This is a genomic window from Mycobacterium sp. C31M (assembly GCF_053345865.1).
Genome location: NZ_JBKFAX010000014.1, coordinates 177358 through 199314 on the forward strand (window position 1 = coordinate 177358; position 21957 = coordinate 199314).

Here is a 21957-nt window from a genome sequence, read left to right on the forward strand (position 1 = left end):
CTAACCGAGCGCCTGGTCCAGATCGGCGATCAGATCCTCGGTGCCCTCCAGGCCCACCGAGATGCGCACCACACCGTCGCCGAGGCCGATCGCCGCGCGGCCCTCCGGCCCCATCGCACGGTGCGTGGTGGTGGCCGGATGGGTGATCAGTGTCTTGGCATCGCCCAGGTTGTTGGAGATGTCGACGACGCGCAGCTTGTCGAGCACCTTGAAGGCCGCATCCTTGCCGCCATTTAGCTCGAAGGTGACCACGGTGCCACCGCCGCGCATCTGTTTGCGCGCCAGGTCGTACTGCGGATGTGACTGCAGGAAAGGGTATTTCACCCAGTTCACACCCGAGACGTCCTCCAGGAACTCGGCCACCCGCTGCGCCGACCGGTTCGCGTAGTCCACCCGGACCGCCAGCGTCTCAAGGCCTTTGAGCAGGGTCCAGGCGTTGAAGGCACTGATCGCCGGACCGGTGTGGCGCATCAGCTTCTGCACAGGGCCGTCGATGTACTCCTTGTCGCCCAGGATGGCACCGCCGAGCACCCGGCCCTGCCCGTCGATGTGCTTGGTGCCGGAGTAGACCACCACGTCGGCACCCAGCGGCATGCCCTGTTGCAGCAGCGGGGTGGCGAAGACGTTGTCCAGCACCACCTTTGCCCCGGCGGCATGTGCCAGCTCGGAGACCGCCGCGATATCGACCAGCGACTGCATCGGGTTCGACGGTGTCTCGAAGAACACCGCCTGGGTGGGCACACTGAGTGCCTGCTCCCACTGGGACAGGTCGTCACCGTCGACGAAGACGGTCTCCACACCCCAGCGCGGCAGGATCTCGTTACACACCACAAAACAGGAACCGAACAGGCTGCGGGCGGCGACCAGCCGGTCACCGGCGCCCAGCAGCGCACCGAGCGCGGTGAACACCGCCGCCATGCCTGTCGCGGTCGCGAAGGCGGCCGGGGCATCCTCGATGAGCCGTAGGCGCTCCTCGAACATGGAGATGGTCGGGTTGCCGTAACGCGAATAGACGTAGCGGTCGATCTCGCCGGTGAAGGCCTTCTCGGCGTCGGCGGCGGAGTCGTAGACGTAACCCGAGGTCAGGTACATCGCCTCGGCGGTCTCTTCGAAACCCGACCGCAGCAGTCCGCCGCGCACCCCGATGGTGGCCTGGCTGACACCGTCGGGCAGCGGGGCCGGGATGCGGACCGAGGGCACCGGCTGGTCAGGGGCGCTCATGACTGCCTCCAGGGAAGACCGACGGCTTTCCAGCCGGTCGCGCCGCGGTGCCCGTTCTCGTCGAGATTGCCCTCGAAGCCGTCGAGCACGTTGTAGGACGGACCGATACCTGCGGCGGTGGCCGCCACCGCCGACCCGATGGAGCGGTTGCCGGAGCGGCACAGGAACACCACCGCACGCTCACCCGGGGCGACGCCGGCCTTGCCGAGATCGTCGATGAAGTCGTCGTTGTGCGACCCGTCGGTCTTGGTCCATTCGACGTACACCACGTCGCGGCGCAGCGGCGCCAGGTCGGGTACCCCGACGAAGCGCCATTCGGCCTCGGTACGACAGTCGACGAGCACGGCTTCGGGATTGGCGGACAGCAGCTCCCAGGCCTGCTCGGGCGTGATGTCTCCGGCGTAACCCGGACTCTCGGATGTGGACACTCCCATACCGTAACGGCTAGGCCGGACCCGGCGAGCAGACCTTCCAGGCACCGTCCTCGCGGATGAAGGTCATCTCCACGGTCTCCTGGGTCTTCTCGGCGGCATCTTCCTCGTCGCCGAAGTGATACTTCACCGTCGCCCAGGCCTTGTTGCCGTCATCGCCGACCCGGACGTTTCCGGCACCGTCGACATAACGCTCGCCCTTGTCGGCCACCGAATCGCGCTGCCGTTGCAGCACCTCGTCCTCGGTGCTGTGCTGGGCGGCGCAGGTGCTCGCCGTGAACCCCGCGTAGTCCTGCCGTTGCAGGGCGTCGTTCTGGGCGACGACGGCCCGACCGATCTGCTCGGGGTCCCCGTCACCACCGCCGCTGTTGATCACAAAAATCCCGGTGATCACAATCACGATGATGACGAGCGCCAGCAGAAACGGTGTCGCCGTCGGTCGATCGCGGTCGGTATCCCCGCTGTCATCGTTCACGACTGCCAGAGCTTACGCAGCGCCACCGCGGTGCGTTGCGCACGGTCACGGGCCACCGTGACGTCCGGTGCGGTCGCGAACGCCGCGCCAAGTCCCTGGTCGAAGAGCCACACATCGCTCTCGGCCACTTCCAATGCCTGGGTCAGAACGGCGGCGACCTCCGGCGTGGCCGGCGGAGCGTCACCGGTCGCGCCCACCGCGGCGGCACCTGGGGTGACCATGATGGTGTCGACCGGCAGGCCGAGCACCGCGCGGGCATGCAGATCGAAGACCGACAGGCGCTGGGTGCGCAGCGTCAGCAGGGTGGCGTCGACCGGCCGCGGCCGCACCCCGGCGAAGTAGACCTCGTCACCGCGCACCAGCAGTTCCACCGCGAAGGCACCCTGGCCGCCGAGCGAGTTGACGATGCGGGCGGCGATCGACTTGGCGGCATCGGCCGCCGCCGGGGTCAGCCGGTGCGGCTGCCACGCCGACAGCGTGCCGTCCTCGGCGACCCGGTGCCCGATCGGCTCGGCGAAATGCACGACGGGTCCGGTGGCGCTGGCCGTCCGCACGGTCAGCAGGGTCACCTCGTCATCGATGTCGACGACGGTCTCGGCCATCACCCGGCCGCGGCCTGCGGCCTCCCAGGCCGGTCGGACATCCTCGGGACGTAACAGCACCGAGCGGTCCGCACCGGGTGCACCGGCGACCGGGGTGACCGTCAGCGGGAATCCGGCGTGGTCGACGATGGCCGTCAACTCGTCGAGGGTGCCGGCGAACCAGAACGGCGCGGTCGGCAGACCGAGTTCGTCGGCGGCCAGCGTGCGCAGTGCCTCGCGGTCCAGATCGAGATCCAGCGACACCACGGCATCGTGCGCATCGGACTCGTCGGTGGTGACCACCGCGCCGAGGCGTTCGAAAGCCGACGTCAACTCACGCAGCGTCGCGATCTCCCCGCGCAGCAGCACCACCGGTGCCGCCGGGGTGGCGTGCGGATCAGCTTTCTCGGCGTGCCTTGTCATCGCCAGACCAGCCTGCCAGATCCTCAGCCGACCCGGGCGTCGACATAGCACCAGCGCCACGACTCGCCGGGTTCCGCCGAGCGCATCACCGGATGACCGGCCTGACGGAAGTGCGCGGTCGCGTGCTGATACGGGCTGGAATCGCAGCACCCGGGAGTAACCGGTGCCGGTTCTACGCTTTCTACCGTCGACAGCAGGTGTTCGCAGCGGCTCGCGGTAGCGCGTCGTCGTGATCGCTTGAGCATGGTGATCGAGGATAGGTGGGCCGGGTGTGGGAGTGACGCTGCTGGCGGTGTTGGTGGCCGGGGTGCTGCTCGCCGGGATCAGCCGCCGGTTCGATGTGTCGGCTCCACTGGCGCTGGTCCTGGCGGGGCTGGCAGCCAGCAACATCCCCGGTTTCGACGGTGTCGAACTGGATCCCGAGCTGGTGCTGTTCGTGATCCTGCCGCCGCTGCTGTGGTCGGCGGGGCTGGAGAGCAGCTATGTGAACATGCGTCGGCGGGCCGGCGCGATCGGCATGTTGGCGGTCGGTATGCCGCTGATCACGACGCTCGCGGTGGGATTCGTCGCCTACCGGGTGGTGCCCGAGTTCACGCTGGCCGCGGCGCTGACGTTGGGTGCCATCGTGGCCCCGCCCGATGCGGTGTCGGCGACGGCGGTGGGCCGTCGGCTCGGGCTGCCGCGCCGGGTGATGACGCTGCTGGGCGGCGAGAGTCTGCTCAACGATGCCACCGCGCTCACCGCCTACAAGGTCGCCCTGACGGCCGCGATCGGAGCGTCGACCGGCTGGGTGTCCGGGCTGGGGACCTTCGTGCTGGCCGCCGCCGGTGGTGTGGTCGTCGGGGTGGTGGCGGGCTCGGCGATCACCTTCCTGCGGTCGCGGCTCAACGACCCGCTGGTCGAGAGCGCGATCGGGCTGCTGGCCCCATTCGTGGTGTATCTGCTGGCCGAGGAGGTGCACACCTCCGGGGTGCTGGCCGTTGTGATCGCGGCGCTGATGATCGGGCAGCGCAGCACCACCCACGCCGGGTACGCCACCCGACTGCAGGACGATGCGGTGTGGCGGGCGCTGCAGCTGATCCTGGAGTCGTTCGCCTTCCTGCTGATCGGCCTGCAACTTCCGTCGGTGGTACATCAATTGTCGGATCTGTCCGCCACACGGATCGTGGTGTCCGCCGTCGCCGTGCTGGCCACCACCATCGCGGTGCGGGTCGTGTGGGTGTACGCGTTTGCGTTCATCCGGTCGCCGCGCCCCTCGGTCGGTGAGACGTTTGTGGTCGCCTGGGCCGGGATGCGCGGGGTGGTGTCGCTGGCCGCGGCGTTCGGTGTGCCGTTGACAACGCTGTCCGGCGAGGCCTTCCCGGGCCGGGATCAGTTGGTGTTCCTGACCTTTGTGGTGGTGGTCGGCACGTTGCTGCTGCACGGGCTGACGCTGCCGTGGGTGATCCGGCGGTTCGGTGTTCAGGGTGACGATGCGCAGTCGGATGCGCTGGCTCAGGCCGCCGCGCAGGACAAGGCGGCCCGGGCGGCGGCCGAGCGGCTCGACGAACTGCTCGAGCGGCAGCGCACCGAGGGCGCAGCGATCCAGGAAAGCGCCGCCGAGGTGCTGCGCAAGTGGAACACCGCGCGTCGTAATGCGGCGTGGGAACGGTTGGGCCGCAGCGAGGACGAGATCGGGCAGAGCCCGGCCGCGGCATTCCGCGCACTGCGCCTGGAGATGCTGGCCGCCGAACGCGAGGTGTTCATCGCCGAGCGTGATGCCGGCAATATCGACGACGAGGTGCTGCGTGAGGTGCTGCACGGGTTGGATCTGGAGGAGGCGACCCTCAATCGCGGTTAGCGGTGCGGAACTCCTGCATGGCGCCGCGCAGCGCGGTGAACACCCGGTGCGCGGCGACCAGGTCGGCATCGGGTAGGTCGGCCATCGCCCGGCTGTTGATCTCGGCCAACGGGGTGAAGAAATCCCTGGCCACCGCCAGACCGTGATCGTCGTAGCGCAGGATGACCTTGCGGCGGTCATCGGGATGGGTCTCGCGACGCAGATGCCCGGCCGCGATCATCCGTTCCACCAGATAGGTGACGGCCGCGCCAGAGGTGCCCACCAGTTTGCGCAGCTCGCCCGCGGTCAGCGGCTCACCTGCGGCGTCGGCCACCATGACATGCAGAAGCGCACGAAAATCGTTGGCGCTCACGTCATGTCGACTCGCGAAGTCGCGGCCGATCTGATCGGACTCGGCCGTCAGGGCACGCACGTCGGCGGCGATCACGCGCTCGAGGTCCTCACGGGGCATCCGGGCAGCTTAGTTGATAAATAGTTAAGTTTCTGAAATATTCTGGTCATGTCCAGTCGCGTTTCCTGGCTCGTGGCGCTGTTGGTGATCGTCGTCTCCGGCTCCGGTCTGGCACTGCTCAGCGGCGGTGACGCCGCCTCGCAGTCGCCGGTGGCAGTCCCCGCCTCGGCGGAATCCGCGCGGGTCGACGCTCTGCGCAGCGAGTTCCCCGGTGGTGATCAGGCGCCGGCGATCATCGTGTTCACCCGGACCGACGGCGGCGCGCTGAACCCGGCCGATACCGCCGCGGCCGGTCCAGGCGCGCAGGTATCGCTGGACGGCCTGGCCGCGGTGTCGGTGTCACCGCTGCCTGCCGAGCTGTCCGGGTTCGCGCTCAACGACGCCGTCGAGGAGTTGCGGACGGCGACAACTGACCGACTGCCCGAGGGGCTACAGGCGCAGGTGACCGGCGGGCCGGCCTTCGGCGCCGATATCGCGAATTCCTTTGCCGGAGCCAACTTCACGCTGCTCGCGGTCACGGCGGCGGTGGTGGCACTGCTGCTCATCGTCACCTACCGCTCCCCTGTGCTGTGGCTGGTGCCGCTGCTGGCCATCGCGTTCGCCGACCGGGTCGGCTCGGTGGTGGGTACGGCGGTGGCCTCGGGGTTCGGTCTGAATCCCGACGGGTCCACCGGCGGTATCACCAGTGTGCTGGTGTTCGGTGCGGGCACGAACTATGCGCTGCTGCTCATTTCGCGCTACCGCGAGGAACTCGGTGTCCGGGTCGATCACCGCGAGGCGGTCCGGGTGGCGGTCCGTGCCGCCGGCCCGGCCATCCTGGCCAGCAATGCCACCGTGGTGCTGGCCCTGCTGACACTGGCGTTCGCGTCGGCGCCGAGCAACCGCAGCCTGGGTGTACAGGCCGCCTCGGGTCTGGTGGTCGCGGCGGTGTTCGTGCTGCTGGTGCTGCCGCCGTTCCTGGGGTTGTTCGGCCGGAAGTTGTTCTGGCCCTTCATCCCCGCCGTCGGCGCCAAGGCGCTCACCGACAACGGTGTCTGGCACCGGATCGCCTCCTGGGTGGCGGCGCGACCGGGCTGGGTCTCCGGTGGCGCGTTCGCCGCGCTGGCCGCGTTGTGCCTCGGGCTGGTGGGCACCCCGGTCGGACTGTCACAGACCGAGCAGTTCCGCGTGCAGGCCGAGTCGGTGACCGGGTATGACACGCTGTCCCGACACTTCCCGAGCGGGCTGACCGATCCCACGGTTGTCATCGCACCCACCGCCGACGCCGGCGCCGTGACCCAGGCGATCGGTCAGACCGACGGCGTGGTGTCGGCCAGGCCGGCAGGCGTATCGGACACCGGGCTGAGTCAGTGGTCGGTGGTCCTGGGAGCCGCACCCGCCTCGGATGAGGCGTTCGAAACCGTTGATGCGCTCCGCTCTTCGGTCCATGCCGCCAGCCCGGACGCGCTGGTCGGCGGGTCCGATGCCAAGGCGCGGGACTCGGCCACCGCCGCACAGCGTGACCGCATGGTGGTGATCCCGGCGATCCTGGCGGTGGTGCTGGCCGTGCTGTTCGTACTGCTGCGCTCGGTGCTGGCGCCGCTGATCCTGGTGGCCGTCACGGTGCTCAGCGCGCTGGCTGCCCTGGGCATCGGCGGTTGGGCCAGCGTGCACCTGTTCGGCTTCCCCGCCCTGGACAACGGCACCCCGCTGTTCGCGTTCCTGTTCCTGGTCGCCCTCGGGGTGGATTACACGATCTTCCTGGTGACCCGGGCGCGGGAGGAGACCCCGCAGTACGGCAACGCCCACGGCATCGTGCGGGCCGTCTCGGCGACCGGCGCGGTGATCACCAGCGCCGGCATAGTGCTGGCCGCGGTGTTCTGCGTGCTGGGTGTGCTGCCGCTGATCGTGCTGACCCAGATCGGCATCATCGTCGGCCTGGGCATCGTGCTGGACACCTTCGTGGTGCGCACCGTGATCATCCCGGCACTGTTCACCCTGATCGGTCCGCGGATCTGGTGGCCGGGGCTGCACGCCGAACGTTAACGTGAGGTCCGTGGACGCACGGACCGTGACGACCAGGCTGGGCCGACTGCGGGTGCAGACCGCAGGCACCGGGGACACGATGCTGTTCTGGCCCAGTCTGTTGATGACCGGCGACATGTGGGCCGGTCAGGCCGCGGCGTTCGGCGAGCGCGCACGGGTGGTGTTGATCGACCCACCGGGGCACGGCGGCAGCGAGAAGCTCACGGCAGGTTTCACTTTCACCGATTGTGCGCAGTGTGTCGTGGACGTGCTGGACGGGCTCGGGGTCGACCGGGCGCATTTCGTCGGGAACTCCTGGGGTGGGATGATCGGTGGCACGTTCGCCGCGCTGCACCCGGACCGGGTCGGGCGGGCGGTGCTGATGAACTGCACCGGTTCGGCGGCCGGGCGACGGCAGCGGCTCGAGTACGGGTTGTTGCTGCGGGCGGCCAAGGCGCTGGGCGGGATTCGGGGTCCGCTGACCGGCGAGGTGCTCAAGGCGTTTCTCGGTCCGACGACGTTCCGCGAGCGCTCCGAGGTGGTGGCGTTTGTGCGCGGAGCGGCCGGCGCCGTCGACGTGCGATCGAGTGCGTGGGCGGTCACCAGTGTGGTCCCGCGACGGCCGGATCAACTCGACCTGCTGGGCCGTATCCGCACCCCGGTACTGGTCGTCGCCGGCGCCGAGGATGCCACATTCCCGGTGGCCGAGACGCTGGCAATGGCGGCCGCCATCCCAGGCGCCGCGAGCGCTGTGCTCGACGGCGTCGCGCATCTGGCTGCGCTGGAGAATCCGCGCCTCGTCAACGCGCTGATCTCCAACTTTGTGTTCGGCGCGTAGCGTGTGGACATGACAGCCAGCCAGGTGTTGCCCCCGGTGCATATGCGGCGCAACGGTTTCGACCCGGTACCCGAACTCGGCGCGATCCGCTCCGAGGCCGGTGTGCAGTCGGTCATCAGCGCGTTGGGTAACCCGGTGTACCTGATCACCCGGTACGAGGACGTCAAGGCGGTGCTGGCCGACCACGAGCATTTCTCCAACACCCGGCCGCCGGGCTTCGCGCTGCCCGGTGCGCCGGCGATGTCCGAGGAGGAGGCGGCCCGCGCCCGGGCCGGCAACCTGCTCGGTCAGGACCCGCCCGAACATCAGCGGCTGCGACGCATGCTGACCCCGGAGTTCACCATCCGCCGGATGAAGCGGCTGGAACCACGCATCACCGAGATCGTCGAACAGCGCCTGGATGCCATGGCTGCCGCCGGGCCGCCGGTGGACCTCATCTCCGAATTCGCTTTGCCGGTAACGTCATTGGTGATCTGTGAGCTGCTCGGGGTGCCCATCGAGGACCGCCCGGATTTCGAGGCCCGCTCGGCGCGTCAGCTCGATCTGTCGCTGCCCATCGCCGACCGGATGGAACTGCAGCGCCGCAGCCGGGAGTACATGCACAGCCTGGTGGCACGCGCACGGCGTGATCCGGGCGAGGACATCCTGGGCATGCTGATCCGCGAACACGGCACCGAACTGACCGATGACGAACTCGTCGGCATCGCCGGGCTACTGTTGCTGGCCGGGCATGAGACGACGTCGAACATGTTGGGGCTGGGGACTTTGGCGCTGCTGCGGTCCCCCGATCAGCTGGCGCTGGTGCGCGACGACCCGGACGCCATCGGCCCGGCCATCGAGGAGTTGCTGCGCTGGCTCTCGGTGGTGCACCACGCGATCCCGCGCTTCACCACCACCGAGGTGGAGGTGGCCGGGGTGCGGATCCCGCCGGGGATGCTGGTGTTCGCCTCGCTGCCCGCGGGCAACCGGGATCCGGGGTTCGTCGACCACCCCGACGACCTGGACCTGCGCCGGGGCGCGGCCGGACATCTGGCGTTCGGGCACGGCGTGCACCACTGCCTGGGCGCGCCGCTGGCCCGGATGCAGATGCGGATCGCCTTCCCTGCTCTGCTGCGCCGGTTCCCGGGGTTGGCACTGGCCGAACCCTTCGAGGATGTCGATTTCCGCTCGTTCCACTTCATCTACGGGTTACGGTCGTTGGCAGTGAGGTGGTGACGATGAGAGTTGAAGCCGATCAGGACAGCTGCATCACCGCGGGTAACTGCGTCATGGTGGCCGATGCGCTGTTCGACCAGGATGACGACGGTGTCGTGATGGTGCTCGCCGAGGATGTCCCCGCCGCCGAGGAAGGCCATGCCCGCGAGGCCGTGAAGCTGTGCCCCGCCTCGGCACTGAAACTTGTCGGAGACGGCGCGTAGCTTCGCGTCAGGTTCGACGCTGCGAGACGTACCAGTCGAGCAGGTCCGGGTTGTCGACGGCGCTGCGCTCGACCACCTTGGCGGCGTCGGCGCCCTGGAACAGCTTCTTGATCGGCACCTCGAGCTTCTTGCCGGTACGGGTGTGCGGGATGCCGGGGGCGTCGATGACCTCATCGGGCACATGCCGTGGCGAGACCTCGGTGCGGATGGTCGCCTTGATCTTGTCGCGCAGCTCGTCGGTGAGCGTGTTCCCGTCGGCCAACACCACGAACAGCGGCATCCAGTAACCGCCGTCGGGCTGCTCGGCCCCGATCACGAGCGCCTCGGCGATCTCGGGTAGCCGCTCGACGGACTGATAGATGTCCGCGCTGCCCATCCGGATACCATGCCGGTTCAGGGTCGAATCCGACCGTCCGTGCACGATCACGCTGCCGTGCTCGGTGATGGTGATCCAGTCACCGTGGCGCCAGACACCGGGGAACATCTCGAAATACGCCTCCCGATAACGGGATCCGTCCGGGTCGTTCCAGAAGGCCACCGGCATCGACGGCAACGGCTTGGTGATGACGAGCTCGCCGACCTCGCCGCGCACCGGATTTCCCGACTCGTCCCAGGCGTCCAGCGCGGCACCGAGGAACGGCGCGGAGAGCTCACCGGGCCACACCGGCACGGTGCGCACCCCGCCGATGAATGCCGACACCACGTCGGTGCCGCCGCTGATCGAGGCGACCTGTACATGCGCGCCGAGGTTGTCGCGCATCCACAGCGCGGTGGACGGCGGCAACGACGAGCCGGTGATGCCGACGGTCTTCAGGGAAGACAGATCGTGATCGGTGCGCGGGACCGCACCGGACTTGGCGCAGCCCAGTACGTAGCCGGGGCTGGTGCCCAGCACGGTGACCCCCAGTCGTGCCGCCAACTCCCACAGCGCATCCGGGGTGGGAGCCGACGGGCTGCCGTCGTAGCAGACGATGGTGGCGCCCACCAGCAGGCCGGCGACCTGGAAGTTCCACATCATCCAGCTCGGGCTGGTGTACCAGAAGAAGGTGTCGCCTGGGCCGATATCACTCTGCAGGGCAACGGCTTTAAGATGTTCGACGAGCACCCCGCCGTGACCGTGCATGATGCCCTTGGGTAGCCCGGTGGTGCCCGAGGAGAACAGGATCCACAGCGGATGGTCGAAATCGACCGGCGTCGTGGACAACTCGGCCTCTGCCGCGCTGACGGCGGCGAAATCCAGGTACTCGGCCGGCGTCGGCGCCAGTCGCGACACCGAGATGCAGGCCTTGAGTGTGGGCAGCCCGGCGCGCAGTGCGGCGACATCGGCGCTCTTGTCGTGGGTCTTGCCGCCGAAGCGGTAGCCGTCGGCGGTCACCAAGACCACTGGCTCCAGCTGGCCCAGCCGGTCCAGGGCCGCCTTGGCCGAATAGTCCTGCCCGCACGCGCTCCACACCGCACCGATCGACGCGGTGGCCAGGAACGCGATGACCGTCTCGGCAATATTGGGCAAGTACCCCACCACGCGGTCACCGGGCCGCACCCCGAGGTTGGTGAGCGTGGCCGCCAAAGCTGCTGTGCGACCGAGCAGTTCGGCCCAGGACAGCTCGACGGTGCCGGCGCCCTCACTGACACCCAGGATGGCGGGGCGGTCCGCGCGGGCCTGCCGCACGATCTGGTCGACATAGTTGAGTTGCACACCGGGGAACCACGTCGCGCCCGGCATCGCATCGTCTTCCAGTACCTCCCCGGGGATGTCACCGAGACCGAAGTAACGCCACAGCGCACCCCAGAACGCCGCGGGATCGTCGACCGACCACTGCCACAGCGCGTGGTAGTCACCGTCGACCTCGGCGAATCGGGCGAACGCGTTGACCTGCGCGTCGGCGATATCGGTTGCGGTCGGCACCCACTGGGGTTCGGTCACCGGGCGCTCCACCCGCCGTCCATGGTGTAGGACGCGCCGGTCACCATGCAGGCCTCTTCGGAGGCCAACCAGGCCACCAGCGAGGCCACCTCGGTCGGTTCGACAAGTCGTTTGATGGCGCTCTCCTTGAGCAGGATCTGCTCGACGACCTGCTGCTCGTCGATGCCGTGGGTGCGGGCCTGATCGGCAATCTGCTTGTCCACCAATGCCGTCCGCACGTAGCCGGGGTTCACGCAGTTGCTGGTGACCCCGCGCGGGCCACCCTCGAGCGCGGTCACCTTGGACAGCCCCTCCAGTGCGTGCTTGGCCGTCACATAGGCGACCTTATATTCCGAGGCCCGCAGTCCGTGCACCGATGAGAGATTGATGATCCGGCCGAAACCGCCTGCGTACATGTACGGCAGCGCCGCCCGGATCAGCAGGAAGGGCACCTCGGTCATCAGCGTCAGCAGCATGCGGAACGCCTCGGGCGGGAATTCGGCGATGGGCGCCACCCGTTGCACACCGGCATTGTTGACCAGGATGTCGACGTCGAGACGCAGCGTTTCCAGTGCGGCGGTGTCGAGCAGGTCGACCGCCCACACGGTGCCGCCGATCTCGTCGGCCAGTGCCGCGGCGTTCTCGGCGTCCCGGTCGGCGACGGTGACCTTGGCGCCGCGGGCGGCGAGTTCGCGGGCGCAGGCCGCCCCGATCCCCGCCGCCGCGCCGGTGACCAGTGCGGTCTTTCCGGCAAGGCTCACACCCGCACCCCGGCGATATCGCGGGCATCGGCCTCGTCGAGAGTCTTCAGGTCGATGCCCTTGGTCTCCCGGCTGATCAGCGCGGCCAGCAGTGACACCAGGCACGCCAGGCCGAGGTAGACCGCGATCGGCACCGACGAGTCATAGATGTCCAGCAGTTTCACCGCGATGATCGGCGCCAGCGAACCGGCCACGATCGAGGTCACCTGATAGCCGAGGGATACACCGGAATAGCGCATCCGGGTCGGGAACATCTCGGACATGATCGCCGGTTGCGGCGCGTACATCAGGGCGTGGATGACCAGGCCGATGGTGACCGAGGCGGTGACGACGGCGTAGTTGCCACTGTTCATCATCGGGAAGGCGAAGAAGCCCCAGGTCGCGCCCAGCACCGCGCCGACGATGTAGATGGGCCGACGACCGAAGATGTCCGAGGCCCGGCCGACCAACGGTATGACGGCGAAGTGCACGGCGTGCGCGATCAGCAGGTACCAGAGAATCGTGCTGGTGTCGGCACCCACCTGGGTCTTGAGGTACGTGATCGAGAAGGTGACCACCAGGTAGTACATGATGTTCTCGCCGAAGCGCAGGCCCATCGCGGTGAAAACACCACGCGGATAACGCTTGAGCACCTCGACGACGGACATCGAGGTGGCCTTGATGCGCTCGGCCTCCTGCTGGGCCTCGACGAAGATCGGGGCGTCGGTGACCTTGGTGCGGATGTAGTAACCGATCAGCACCACCACCGCCGAGAGCCAGAACGCGACGCGCCAGCCCCAGGACAGGAAGGCCGCGTCCGACAGGGTGGTGGTCAGGACCAGCAGCACGACGGTGGCCAGCAGGTTGCCGGCGGGCACCCCGGCCTGCGGCCAGCTGGCCCAGAAACCGCGCTGGTGTTTGGGGCTGTGCTCGGCGACCAGCAGCACCGCGCCGCCCCATTCGCCGCCGACCGCGAAGCCCTGGATGAACCGTAGGGTGACCAGCAGCGCGGGCGCCCAGTAGCCGATCTGGTTGAACGTCGGCAGACAGCCCATCGCGAAGGTGGCGACACCGACGAGCAGCAGACTGAACTGCAGCAGTTTCTTGCGCCCGTACTTGTCGCCGAAGTGGCCGAACACGATGCCGCCCAGCGGGCGGGCGATGAAGCCCACGGCGTAGGTGACGAAGGCGGCCAGGATGGCATCGAGCTCACTGCCCGTCTGGGCGAAGAACACCTTGCTGAACACCAGCGTCGCCGCGGTGCCGTAGAGGAAGAACTCGTACCACTCGACGACCGTGCCGGCCATCGAGGCGGTCACCACACGTTTGAGCCCTGTGGTGGGCTGAAGGGAATTGTGATCGGCAGCACACATGGACCTGAGTATTCATGCAGGTAACAGTCGACACAATGACCAGAAACGCACTCTTGATCTGCAAAACTGCAGATATGCCTGTTCCCAGCGCTGACGATCTGCTGATCCTGCTCGCAGTCGGCCGCACTGGGCGCTACATCAGCGCGGCCGATCAACTCGGCGTCAACCACACCACCATCTCGCGCCGGATCGCCGCGCTGGAACAGGCCATCGGTGCGCGGGTGCTGACCCGGGTGGGCGCGGGTTGGGAGCTCACCGACCGTGGCCGGGAGGTGCTGTCGGCCGCCGAGGCCGTGGAGGCCGCGGTGCACTCGCTGGCCGGCGCGGGCTCGCGCGCCCTCGAAGGGGTGGTGCGCATCTCGGCGACCGACGGTTTCAGTGCCTATATCGCGGCGCCGGCTGCGGCCGAGGTGCAGCGCAGCCATCCGGCGGTGGCCGTCGAGATCGTCGCCGCCACCCGACGCGCCAGCCAGCAACGCGCCAGCGTCGATATCGAGGTCGTGGTGGGTGAACCGACGGTGCAGCGGGCGCAGGCGTTCCGGCTCGGCGACTACTGCCTGGGTCTGTACGGCTCGCGGCACTACCTCGCCGGACACGGCACACCCCGGACACTGGCCGATCTGGCCGAACATCCACTGGTCTACTTCATCGACGCCATGTTGCAGGTCGACGATCTGGATCTGGCCACCAGCTTCGCGCCCGCCATGCGTCAGTCGGTGTCCTCGACGAATGTGTTCGTCCATGTCGAGGCGACCCGCGCCGACGCCGGGCTGGGCCTGCTGCCCTGTTTCATGGCCGATCGCCACGACGATCTGGTCCGGGTGTTGGCCGCGGAGGTGTCGGTGCGGCTGACCTACTGGCTGGTGACCCGCGCCGAGACACTGCGCCGTCCGGAGGTGGCCGCCATCGTCGACGCGATCGGTGACCGGATGCGCGATCAACAGGCTGTGCTGCTCGGCGCGGGCTGAATAGGCTTGACCCATGCCGTTCCTGGAGACCTCCGCGGGCCGCGTGTACTACCGGCACTGGGCCACCGCCGAACCCCGCGCCGCGCTGATCTTCCTGCACGGCTTCGGTGAGCACACCGGCATGTATCACCGCTACGCGTTCAGCCTGAACGCCGCGGGCATCGACGTGTGGGCGGTCGATCAGCTTGGCCACGGCCTGAGCCCGGGCACCCGTGGGGATTTCGGCACACTCGCCGAGAGTTCGGCACTGGCCGAGGCGCTGACCGAGCTTGCCGAACGGGAGCGGCCGGGGCTGCCACTCATCGCCGCGGGGCATTCTTTCGGGTCGGTGGTGACCCTGCTGCGTCTCATCGAACAACCAGACCGGTACCGCGCGGGCATCATCTCCGGTGCGCCGCTGGCGCCGATCGCGGATCTTCTGGACGTGAACACCGCCCTCGAGCTGGATCCGGCGTGGCTGTCGGCCGACCCGTTCTATCTCGATGCGCTGGAAAACGATCCGCTGGCCTTCGTCGAATCCGACAGCGCCCCACTGGCCCGGGCGCTGGACGCGGCCTGGGACCGGTTCGGTACCGAACTGCCGACATTGAGCGTGCCCACCCTGGCCGTGCACGGCGTCAACGATCCGATCGCACCGATCGGCCCGGTGCGGGCCTATGCCGAACAGGTCGCGGCCCTGCAGATCACCGAATTCCCGCACGCCCGTCACGACGTTCTCAACGAATCGGTACATCGAGAGGTCGCCACTGCGGTGATTGCGTTCATGACAGCCACTCTGGGATGGCATCCTTAGCCGCGATGGCACTCGGGCTGAACAAAGACACCAAGCGCACCCTCGTCAAACTACTGGCGGCGGCCGCGTTGGTCGCCGTCCTGCTCGGCGGTTTCGCGGCATGCCTGTACACGGTCCGCGGCGGCGGTGACGAACCGGAGGCGGCCAAGACCGGACCCGCCCTGGACGGCACCTTCAAGGTCGACGTCGGCCCCACCGCGACGCCGGACGGTAAGCCGGTCGCCGGGACGGCCCGCACCGAAACCTGGGTCGCCAGCTCGGTCTGCAAGGGCAGCGAGTGTGTCGCAACGGTCGCGGTGGTGAATCCGAAGGATCCGGGCGGCCCGGCACTGCAGACGATGGTGTTCGACTATCTGGGCGGGGACTGGCTGATGGTCCGCGAGGCACCCGACAAGTGCAAGGTCGGCGATATCGAGACCGATGTCGCGGGCTGGACCGTGATCACCCTCAAGCCGCAGCTGGACGGGTCGATGACCGGTGAATACACCTGGGCGACCGCTCCGGCGCTCTGTGCCAACAAGCGTGCCATCCATCTGACCCCGACGACCGGCAACGGGGTCACCCTCACCCCACCGGACCCGTCCGCCGAACCGCCACTGCGTAAGTCACCGGGCGCCGCGCTGCGGGGCACCTACACCTATTCGCAGACCTACCCGGAGACCGGACAGACGTTCCCGCCGCACGACTACAAGGCGACGACCTACTGTCTGCGCAACGGCGACCGGTGCGTCATCCTGATGTCCACCGTCGACACCAACAATCTGTTCGTGATGCTGTACGGGGCCGGGCGTTTCACCGCCAGCTTCCCCGAGGGGGCCGCCGAGTGCACCGATGGTATCGGCAAGGTGCGCCAGACTTCCCGCGATGACCTGCCGCTGCCGCAGGGACCGCAGGATCCGATCATGGCGCTGGCCGGGACGTCGTTCCAGGAGTACACCGGGGACTGCCCGGCGCAGGTGGAGCTGGATGTGAAGTTGCAGCGGGTCGGGGACTAGGACACCTACGGGATCAAAGCCAGGTATCCGAGGTCGTGGTGGTCAGGAATGCCTCCAGGTCATCACGCCACTGCGCCGGGGTGTTCTTGTCCGGTTCGATACCGGTGTACTGACCCCGGTAGAACAAGAGTGGACGAGCTGTCAGCCGTGACCCATGCTCCTCGCGCAAGCGCTCGTCGGCCGGTTCCGACATGGAGTGCACCGCACCGAACACCACAAAATGATCGCCGCCGTCATGCACCGAGGCGACCGTGCAGTCGATGTGGGCCAGGCTGCCCTCGATCACCGGTGACCCGAGTTCGGAAGGGCTCCAGTCGATCCCGGCGAACTTGTCGGGAGCCTTGGAGCCGAACTGGGCCGAGACGTGCTGCTGGTTCTCGTGCAGCATGTTGACGCAGAAACGCCCGCCGGCCTCGATCGCCTGCCAGGCCCGCGACTGTTTGGTCGGGCAGAACAGCACCAGTGGCGGGTCCAGCGACAGCGCCGCAAAGGACTGGCAGGCAAAGCCGATCGGCGTCTCGTCATGGGTGGTGGTGATGACCGTGACGCCGGTGCAGAACTGGCCCAGCACATTTCGGAATGTGCGTGGGTCGATCGGCGCGGCCATGGCTACTTGAAGCCGACGCTGAAGTCGTGACCCCACAGGCTGACCGCGGTACTTTCCCGCGCCACCCAGTTCTGGTCCTCGACTTCGAGTCCCTCGCAGCCGAATTCGATATCGAAGCCACCCGGGGTCTTGATGTAGAAGGACAACATCTTGTCGTTGATGTGCCGGCCCAACGTGGCCGACATCTTCACGTTGCGGCGCAGCGCGCGGTCCAGGCACAGGCCGACATCGTCGGACTCCTCGACCTCCACCATCAGGTGCACGATGCCCGTCGGGTTGGGCATCGGCATGAAGGCCAGCGCGTGATGACGCGGGTTGCAGCCGTAGAAGCGCAACCACACCGGGTCACCGTCGGCGGGCCGGCCGGCCAGCTGCGGCGGCAGGCTCATCGAATCACGCAGCCGGAAGCCCAGCACCTCCTGATAGAAGGCCTGTGCGGCGGCATCGTCATCGCAGGTCAACACCACGTGACCGAGCCCCTGCTCACCGGTGACGAACTTGTGCCCGTACGGGCTGACGAACCGGCGGCCCAGATACTGGGCGCCGTGGAAGGCCTCCAGCACATTGCCTGCCGGATCGTTGAACCGGATCAGGCCCTCGACGCGGCGTTCGGATTTCTCCTCGCGGGTGCCCTCGAGGAAGTCGACCCCGGCCTTGGACAGCGTCTCGCGCAGCGCCTGCAGGGCAGGCGCATCGGCAACCTCCCAGCCGGAGATGAGCAGCCGGTCCCGGTCGCCGGGCACGATGACCAGCCGCGCGGCGACCTCGTCCATGCGCAGGTACAGCGCACCCGGCGTCGCGCCATCACCTTCGACCATGCCGAGCACCTTCAGCGCGAACTCGCGCCACGCCGCCACATCGGTTGCCTCGATGCGCATGTACCCCAGCGACTTGATGCTCATGGCTTCCCCGCTTACCCTTTCTAGCCCAGGAAATCGATGGTGAGCTTGTTGAACTCGTCGAACTTCTCGACCTGCGCCCAGTGTCCACACTGCCCGAACACGTGCAGTTGCACCCGCGGAATCTGCTTCACCGCGACCAGCGCCCCGTCGAGCGGGTTGACGCGGTCCTCGCGGCCCCAGATCAGCAGCACCGGCTGGCGCAGCTTGTACACCTCGCGCCACATCATGCCGAGCTCGAAGTCCGGGCCCGCGAAGGATTTACCCATCGCGCGGGTGGCGGCCAGCGACTCCGGGGTGCTGGCGATCTTGAATCGCTCCTCGACCAGTTCCGGGGTGACCAGCTTCTGGTCGAACACCATGATGCGGATGAACGCCTCGAGGTTCTCCCGGGTCGGCTCGTAGTTGAACTTCGCCAGCGCCTTGACACCCTCGGTCGGGTCCGGCGCGAACAGGTTGACGCTCAGCCCGCCGGGGCCCATCAGGATCAGCTTGCCTGCCCGGTCGGGATAGTCCAGCGCGAACCGCACCGCGGTTCCGCCGCCGAGCGAATTGCCCAGCAGCGGAACCCGCCCGGTGATCTCCAGCTTGTCGAGCAGACCCAACACCGCCTTGGCGCTGTACCGGTTGTACTGCTCGTGCTCGGTGTGTTTGTCGGACAGGCCGTAACCGGGTTGATCGATGGCCAGCACGTGATAGTGCTCGGCCAGCACCGCGATATTGCGGCCGAAGTTCGACCAGCTGGACGCACCGGGGCCACCGCCGTGCAGCAGCACGATGGTCTGCGAGGTCGGGTCACCGGCCTCGTGGTAGTGCAACCGCATGGCCAGCTCGCCGGCTTGGACGTCCGCGTACCTCGAGGTCGACTCGAACGTGATCTCCTGCGTGACAGTCACAATCAGACCATCGTGTCCGCGGGCGGCAGGCCGAACTCGTTGTTGCCGAAGATCAGGTAGGCACGCTCGGGTTCATTGGCGGCATGCACCCGACCGGCGTGCGCATCACGCCAGAAGCGCTGCAGCGGAGCGGTGTTGACCAACGCGGTGGCACCGGCCGATTCGAAGAGCAGGTCGATGGAGGCGATGGAGCGGGCGGTGGCGCGCACCTGATCGCGACGTGCCCGGGCCCGCAGCTCGAACGGAATCTCCTTGCCCGCCTGCAGCAGTGCGTACTCGTCGGCGACATTGCCGATCAGCTGACGCCAGGCCGCATCGATATCACTGGCGGCCTCGGCAATCCGGACCTTGGCGAACGGATCGTCCTTGGACTTCTCACCGGCGAAGGCCGCACGGACCCGCTTGCCCTGATGTTCGACATGCGCGTCGTACGCGCCGTAGGCCATGCCGACGATGGGCGCCGAGATGGTGGTGGGATGCATGGTGCCCCAAGGCATCTTGTAGACCGCGGCGGTGTTGTTCTCGTAGCCACCAGCGGTGCCGTCGTTCATCGCCTTGTAGGACAGGAAGCGGTGCGAGGGCACGAACACGTCCTTGACGACGACCGTGTTGCTGCCTGTTCCCTTGAGCCCCACCACATGCCAGACATCGTCGATGGTGTACTCGCTGCGCGGGATCAGGAAGCTGCCGAAGTCGACGGGACGGCCGTCCTTGATCACCGGGCCACCGAGGAATGCCCAGGTGGCGTGCTCGCTGCCGGAGGACCATTGCCACGCGCCGCTGACCAGGTAGCCGCCGTCGACGACGGTGCCGGCACCCATCGGGGCGTACGAGGAGGAGACCCGGACCGTCGGGTCCTCACCCCACACCTCGTCCTGGGCCCGCTGGTCGAACAGCGCCAGATGCCAGTTGTGCACACCGATGATCGAGCTGATCCAACCGGTGGAACCGCAGCCGCTGGCCAGCCGGCGGACGGCCTCGTAGAACACCGTCGGGTCGGCCTGCAGACCGCCCCACTGCTCGGGCTGGAGAAGTTTGAAGAAACCGATCTCGTCGAGTTCGTTGATCGTCTCGTAGGGAACCTGGCGCGCATCCTCGGCGGTCGGGGCGCGTTCACGCAGCTTCGGCAGCAGATCGTCGACACCGGCGAGAACCGCCTGCACGTCACGCTGTTCAATGGACGTCACTGATATGCCTCCTGGATCGAGATCCGCCACTAGCCAAAGATTAGAACACGTTACGATTTGTGTCGAGTAGCGCACTGAATCATCGGCTGGACCTGCATAAGTTCGGTTTTGTAACATGTTCTAGTTATGAGGGAAGTGAGGGGGTCGAGGTGACCGACGAGCCACTCGGCAGCCACGTGCTGGAACTGCAGGTGACCGATGTCGTCGAGGAGACCGCCGACGCACGGTCGCTGGTGTTCGGGATCCCGGAAGGCAGTGCGGTGCCGGCGGACCGACTGCGCTACTCCCCCGGCCAGTTCCTGACGCTGCGGGTGCCCAGTGAGCGCACCGGTTCGGTGGCCCGTTGCTACTCACTGTCGAGTTCGCCCGCGCACGGTGATGAGTTGACGGTGACGGTCAAGCGCACCGCCGACGGGTACGCGTCGAACTGGTTGTGCGACAACGCCCATGCCGGAATGCGGATGCACGTGCTGGCGCCGTCGGGCACCTTTGTGCCCAAGACGTTGGACACCGACTTCCTGCTGCTGGCCGCCGGCAGTGGCATCACCCCGATGATGTCGATCTGCAAATCCGCGCTCGCCGAGGGCAGCGGCCAGGTCGTGCTGGTGTACGCCAACCGGGACGAGAACTCGGTGATCTTCGCCGCGGCCCTGCGCGAGCTGGCGGCCGCGCACCCGGGCCGGCTGACGGTCATCCACTGGTTGGAGACCGTGCAGGGTCTGCCCAGCACCGATTCGTTGGCCACGTTGGTCCGCCCGTTTGCCGCGCACGAGGCCTTCATCTGCGGGCCGGGCCCGTTCATGGCCGCCGCCGAGGCCGCACTCAAGACCGTCGACGCCAAGCACATCCATATCGAGTTGTTCAAGTCACTCGACTCCGATCCGTTTGCGGAAGTGGTGATAGAGGTCGACGAGGACGACGACCGCGGGCCCGCGCAGGCCGTCGTCGAACTCGACGGCACCACTCACGAGATCGACTGGCCGCGCAAGGCCAAGCTGCTCGACGTGCTGCTCAACAAGGGTCTGGACGCGCCGTTCTCGTGCCGCGAAGGACATTGCGGTGCGTGCGCGGTGCTGATGCGCAAGGGCGATGTCGACATGGAGATCAACGATGTCCTGGAACCGTCGGATCTCGAGGAGGGACTGATCCTGGCCTGCCAGGCGCTGCCCAAGTCGGATTCGGTGGAAGTCACCTACGACGAATAGCGCTCGGGCTACCGTGCACACGACCGGAGGGATGGCTGTGAAGAAGATTCTGGGAGTTGCCGCGGCGGCGTGCGTCGCGGCCGCACTGAGCGGCCCGGCGGTGGCGACGGCGGCGGTGAACACCGCGACCACCTCGCTTCCGACCCCGCTGGGCACCCTGGAGATGCAGGTGACCGCGGACTGCCCGGGCGGTGACGGCAAGTGCTTCTTCCGGACCCAGGCCAGCCTGCTGACGCCGACCGGACCGATCGGGCTGCCGCAGGAGACCTGGGCCCGCCAGACGATCACGATCCGCAGCACCGACCGCGCCGTCTGGCAGGAGGCCTGGTTCAGCGCCCCCGCCGGCATGCCGCGAGAACTCAAGGGCGCCAACCACAACGGCGTGCTGTCACACGCCAACAAGTCGGTGTCGGACTACCTGATCTCGGTCACCTACTTCGGCGGCGGCCCCAGGGAACGCTTTGCGGTGGACGGGGATTCGGTGCAGACCGACTGGTCCACCGGCAAGCCCCGCACCGATGAGGGTTTCATCGTCTGCTCGGACATGCAGGTGGTCGTCGGCGGTGTCAACGTGCGCATCCCGGCGGCCTGCGCGCGGACCACCTTCGGTTAGCTGGCTGTAGGTCGAGTCAAGGGGTGTGGAGGCCGTAGTGGGTCGACGCCCCAAGGCCGGGCGTGTTTTCGTGCGGTCGGTGGTGCTGCTGGGTTG

23 protein-coding genes are annotated in these 21957 nt (G+C 67.7%); 10 read left to right on the forward strand and 13 right to left on the reverse strand.

Going from position 1 to position 21957, the window contains the following annotated elements:
* The 5 genes from ACLBYA_RS21635 to ACLBYA_RS21655 are packed head-to-tail and all read right to left on the reverse strand — an operon-like array spanning nucleotide 1 to nucleotide 3376.
* Nucleotides 1–1221 carry an O-succinylhomoserine sulfhydrylase gene (locus ACLBYA_RS21635; RefSeq protein ID WP_447711494.1) on the reverse strand — a complete coding sequence of 407 codons (1221 nt, stop codon included), beginning with the start codon at nucleotides 1219–1221 and terminating at the stop codon, nucleotides 1–3.
* A complete protein-coding gene (locus ACLBYA_RS21640) occupies nucleotides 1218–1649 on the reverse strand; it encodes a rhodanese-like domain-containing protein (protein ID WP_447711495.1) in 432 nt (143 codons plus the stop codon). Before ACLBYA_RS21640 ends, ACLBYA_RS21635 begins: the two co-directional genes overlap by 4 nt.
* Nucleotides 1650–1665: 16 nt before the next feature.
* The gene (locus ACLBYA_RS21645; RefSeq protein WP_447711524.1) at nucleotides 1666–2136 is read right to left on the reverse strand and encodes an Rv0361 family membrane protein; all 471 of its coding nucleotides are present in this window, start codon (nucleotides 2134–2136) and stop codon (nucleotides 1666–1668) included.
* Complete coding sequence (locus ACLBYA_RS21650; protein WP_447711496.1) at nucleotides 2124–3131, reverse strand: ATP-grasp domain-containing protein; 1008 nt, start codon at nucleotides 3129–3131, stop codon at nucleotides 2124–2126. Before ACLBYA_RS21650 ends, ACLBYA_RS21645 begins: the two co-directional genes overlap by 13 nt.
* Nucleotides 3132–3154: 23 nt before the next feature.
* Nucleotides 3155–3376, reverse strand: a complete 222-nt coding sequence (locus ACLBYA_RS21655; protein WP_447711497.1) for a UBP-type zinc finger domain-containing protein — start codon at nucleotides 3374–3376, stop codon at nucleotides 3155–3157.
* Nucleotides 3377–3402: 26 nt separating this feature from the next.
* Here ACLBYA_RS21655 and ACLBYA_RS21660 point away from each other — a divergent pair, with 26 nt between their 5' ends.
* Nucleotides 3403–4971 (forward strand): Na+/H+ antiporter, encoded by a 1569-nt coding sequence (locus ACLBYA_RS21660; protein WP_447711498.1) that lies wholly within the window; start codon nucleotides 3403–3405, stop codon nucleotides 4969–4971.
* Here ACLBYA_RS21660 and ACLBYA_RS21665 read toward each other — a convergent pair.
* Nucleotides 4958–5422 carry a MarR family winged helix-turn-helix transcriptional regulator gene (locus ACLBYA_RS21665; RefSeq protein ID WP_447711499.1) on the reverse strand — a complete coding sequence of 155 codons (465 nt, stop codon included), beginning with the start codon at nucleotides 5420–5422 and terminating at the stop codon, nucleotides 4958–4960. The two genes, ACLBYA_RS21660 and ACLBYA_RS21665, sit on opposite strands and share 14 nt — an antisense overlap.
* 48 nt (nucleotides 5423–5470) lie before the next feature.
* Here ACLBYA_RS21665 and ACLBYA_RS21670 point away from each other — a divergent pair, with 48 nt between their 5' ends.
* The 4 genes from ACLBYA_RS21670 to ACLBYA_RS21685 all read left to right on the forward strand — a co-directional run bounded on the left by ACLBYA_RS21670 (nucleotide 5471) and on the right by ACLBYA_RS21685 (nucleotide 9682).
* Nucleotides 5471–7447, forward strand: a complete 1977-nt coding sequence (locus ACLBYA_RS21670; RefSeq protein WP_447711500.1) for an MMPL family transporter — start codon at nucleotides 5471–5473, stop codon at nucleotides 7445–7447.
* A 79-nt stretch (nucleotides 7448–7526) separates the two neighbouring features.
* Nucleotides 7527–8264 (forward strand): alpha/beta fold hydrolase, encoded by a 738-nt coding sequence (locus ACLBYA_RS21675; protein ID WP_447711525.1) that lies wholly within the window; start codon nucleotides 7527–7529, stop codon nucleotides 8262–8264.
* A 9-nt stretch (nucleotides 8265–8273) separates the two neighbouring features.
* A complete protein-coding gene (locus tag ACLBYA_RS21680) occupies nucleotides 8274–9479 on the forward strand; it encodes a cytochrome P450 (protein WP_447711501.1) in 1206 nt (401 codons plus the stop codon).
* A 2-nt stretch (nucleotides 9480–9481) separates the two neighbouring features.
* A complete protein-coding gene (locus ACLBYA_RS21685; protein ID WP_447711502.1) occupies nucleotides 9482–9682 on the forward strand; it encodes a ferredoxin in 201 nt (66 codons plus the stop codon).
* 7 nt (nucleotides 9683–9689) lie between these two features.
* Here the strand turns inward: ACLBYA_RS21685 and ACLBYA_RS21690 are convergent, their stop codons facing one another.
* Genes ACLBYA_RS21690 through ACLBYA_RS21700 form a run of 3 tightly spaced genes read right to left on the reverse strand, consistent with a single transcriptional unit; the run spans nucleotide 9690 to nucleotide 13698 of the window.
* Nucleotides 9690–11606: an acetoacetate--CoA ligase gene (locus tag ACLBYA_RS21690; protein ID WP_447711503.1), complete on the reverse strand. Its 1917-nt coding sequence runs from the start codon at nucleotides 11604–11606 to the stop codon at nucleotides 9690–9692.
* Nucleotides 11603–12346: a 3-hydroxybutyrate dehydrogenase gene (locus ACLBYA_RS21695; protein WP_447711504.1), complete on the reverse strand. Its 744-nt coding sequence runs from the start codon at nucleotides 12344–12346 to the stop codon at nucleotides 11603–11605. Before ACLBYA_RS21695 ends, ACLBYA_RS21690 begins: the two co-directional genes overlap by 4 nt.
* The gene (locus tag ACLBYA_RS21700; protein WP_447711505.1) at nucleotides 12343–13698 is read right to left on the reverse strand and encodes an MFS transporter; all 1356 of its coding nucleotides are present in this window, start codon (nucleotides 13696–13698) and stop codon (nucleotides 12343–12345) included. Before ACLBYA_RS21700 ends, ACLBYA_RS21695 begins: the two co-directional genes overlap by 4 nt.
* 74 nt (nucleotides 13699–13772) lie before the next feature.
* Between ACLBYA_RS21700 and ACLBYA_RS21705 the strand changes: the two genes are divergently transcribed.
* Genes ACLBYA_RS21705 through ACLBYA_RS21715 form a run of 3 tightly spaced genes read left to right on the forward strand, consistent with a single transcriptional unit; the run spans nucleotide 13773 to nucleotide 16454 of the window.
* Entirely contained in the window at nucleotides 13773–14666 is an 894-nt protein-coding gene (locus ACLBYA_RS21705; protein WP_447711506.1) for a LysR family transcriptional regulator, read from the forward strand.
* 13 nt (nucleotides 14667–14679) lie between these two features.
* Complete coding sequence (locus ACLBYA_RS21710) at nucleotides 14680–15459, forward strand: alpha/beta fold hydrolase (protein ID WP_447711507.1); 780 nt, start codon at nucleotides 14680–14682, stop codon at nucleotides 15457–15459.
* The gene (locus ACLBYA_RS21715; RefSeq protein ID WP_447711508.1) at nucleotides 15447–16454 is read left to right on the forward strand and encodes an Rv2253/PknI dimerization domain-containing protein; all 1008 of its coding nucleotides are present in this window, start codon (nucleotides 15447–15449) and stop codon (nucleotides 16452–16454) included. Before ACLBYA_RS21710 ends, ACLBYA_RS21715 begins: the two co-directional genes overlap by 13 nt.
* Before the next feature lie 13 nt (nucleotides 16455–16467).
* On the opposite strand, the gene hsaB is transcribed toward ACLBYA_RS21715, so the two are convergent.
* The 4 genes from hsaB to hsaA are packed head-to-tail and all read right to left on the reverse strand — an operon-like array spanning nucleotide 16468 to nucleotide 20043.
* Nucleotides 16468–17061 (reverse strand): 3-hydroxy-9,10-secoandrosta-1,3,5(10)-triene-9,17-dione monooxygenase reductase subunit, encoded by a 594-nt coding sequence (gene hsaB, locus ACLBYA_RS21720; protein ID WP_447711509.1) that lies wholly within the window; start codon nucleotides 17059–17061, stop codon nucleotides 16468–16470.
* A gap of 2 nt (nucleotides 17062–17063) precedes the next feature.
* Nucleotides 17064–17963, reverse strand: a complete 900-nt coding sequence (gene hsaC / locus ACLBYA_RS21725) for an iron-dependent extradiol dioxygenase HsaC (protein WP_447711510.1) — start codon at nucleotides 17961–17963, stop codon at nucleotides 17064–17066.
* Nucleotides 17964–17983: 20 nt separating this feature from the next.
* Nucleotides 17984–18856 carry a 4,5:9,10-diseco-3-hydroxy-5,9,17-trioxoandrosta-1(10),2-diene-4-oate hydrolase gene (gene hsaD, locus ACLBYA_RS21730; protein WP_447711511.1) on the reverse strand — a complete coding sequence of 291 codons (873 nt, stop codon included), beginning with the start codon at nucleotides 18854–18856 and terminating at the stop codon, nucleotides 17984–17986.
* Between the two features lie 2 nt (nucleotides 18857–18858).
* Nucleotides 18859–20043, reverse strand: coding sequence for a 3-hydroxy-9,10-secoandrosta-1,3,5(10)-triene-9,17-dione monooxygenase oxygenase subunit (gene hsaA, locus ACLBYA_RS21735; protein ID WP_447711512.1), 1185 nt, complete (start codon nucleotides 20041–20043; stop codon nucleotides 18859–18861).
* Nucleotides 20044–20192: 149 nt separating this feature from the next.
* On the opposite strand from hsaA, the gene ACLBYA_RS21740 reads away from it, so the two are divergent.
* Both ACLBYA_RS21740 and ACLBYA_RS21745 read left to right on the forward strand, forming a co-directional pair.
* Nucleotides 20193–21248: a 2Fe-2S iron-sulfur cluster-binding protein gene (locus tag ACLBYA_RS21740; RefSeq protein WP_447711513.1), complete on the forward strand. Its 1056-nt coding sequence runs from the start codon at nucleotides 20193–20195 to the stop codon at nucleotides 21246–21248.
* 37 nt (nucleotides 21249–21285) lie between these two features.
* Nucleotides 21286–21861 carry a hypothetical protein gene (locus tag ACLBYA_RS21745; protein ID WP_447711514.1) on the forward strand — a complete coding sequence of 192 codons (576 nt, stop codon included), beginning with the start codon at nucleotides 21286–21288 and terminating at the stop codon, nucleotides 21859–21861.
* Nucleotides 21862–21957: the final 96 nt, after the last annotated feature.

Bases quoted from the DNA above. Each gene is read 5' to 3' on its own strand.
- ACLBYA_RS21635 (WP_447711494.1), bottom strand. From the start codon at position 1,221: ATGAGCGCCCCTGACCAGCCGGTGCCCTCGGTCCGCATCCCGGCCCCG.
- ACLBYA_RS21650 (WP_447711496.1), bottom strand. From the start codon at position 3,131: ATGACAAGGCACGCCGAGAAAGCTGATCCGCACGCCACCCCGGCGGCA.
- ACLBYA_RS21655 (WP_447711497.1), bottom strand. From the start codon at position 3,376: ATGCTCAAGCGATCACGACGACGCGCTACCGCGAGCCGCTGCGAACAC.
- ACLBYA_RS21665 (WP_447711499.1), bottom strand. From the start codon at position 5,422: ATGCCCCGTGAGGACCTCGAGCGCGTGATCGCCGCCGACGTGCGTGCC.
- ACLBYA_RS21670 (WP_447711500.1), top strand. From the start codon at position 5,471: ATGTCCAGTCGCGTTTCCTGGCTCGTGGCGCTGTTGGTGATCGTCGTC.
- ACLBYA_RS21675 (WP_447711525.1), top strand. From the start codon at position 7,527: ATGCTGTTCTGGCCCAGTCTGTTGATGACCGGCGACATGTGGGCCGGT.
- ACLBYA_RS21680 (WP_447711501.1), top strand. From the start codon at position 8,274: ATGACAGCCAGCCAGGTGTTGCCCCCGGTGCATATGCGGCGCAACGGT.
- ACLBYA_RS21685 (WP_447711502.1), top strand. From the start codon at position 9,482: ATGAGAGTTGAAGCCGATCAGGACAGCTGCATCACCGCGGGTAACTGC.
- ACLBYA_RS21700 (WP_447711505.1), bottom strand. From the start codon at position 13,698: ATGTGTGCTGCCGATCACAATTCCCTTCAGCCCACCACAGGGCTCAAA.
- ACLBYA_RS21705 (WP_447711506.1), top strand. From the start codon at position 13,773: ATGCCTGTTCCCAGCGCTGACGATCTGCTGATCCTGCTCGCAGTCGGC.
- ACLBYA_RS21710 (WP_447711507.1), top strand. From the start codon at position 14,680: ATGCCGTTCCTGGAGACCTCCGCGGGCCGCGTGTACTACCGGCACTGG.
- ACLBYA_RS21715 (WP_447711508.1), top strand. From the start codon at position 15,447: ATGGCATCCTTAGCCGCGATGGCACTCGGGCTGAACAAAGACACCAAG.
- hsaB (WP_447711509.1), bottom strand. From the start codon at position 17,061: ATGGCCGCGCCGATCGACCCACGCACATTCCGAAATGTGCTGGGCCAG.
- hsaC (WP_447711510.1), bottom strand. From the start codon at position 17,963: ATGAGCATCAAGTCGCTGGGGTACATGCGCATCGAGGCAACCGATGTG.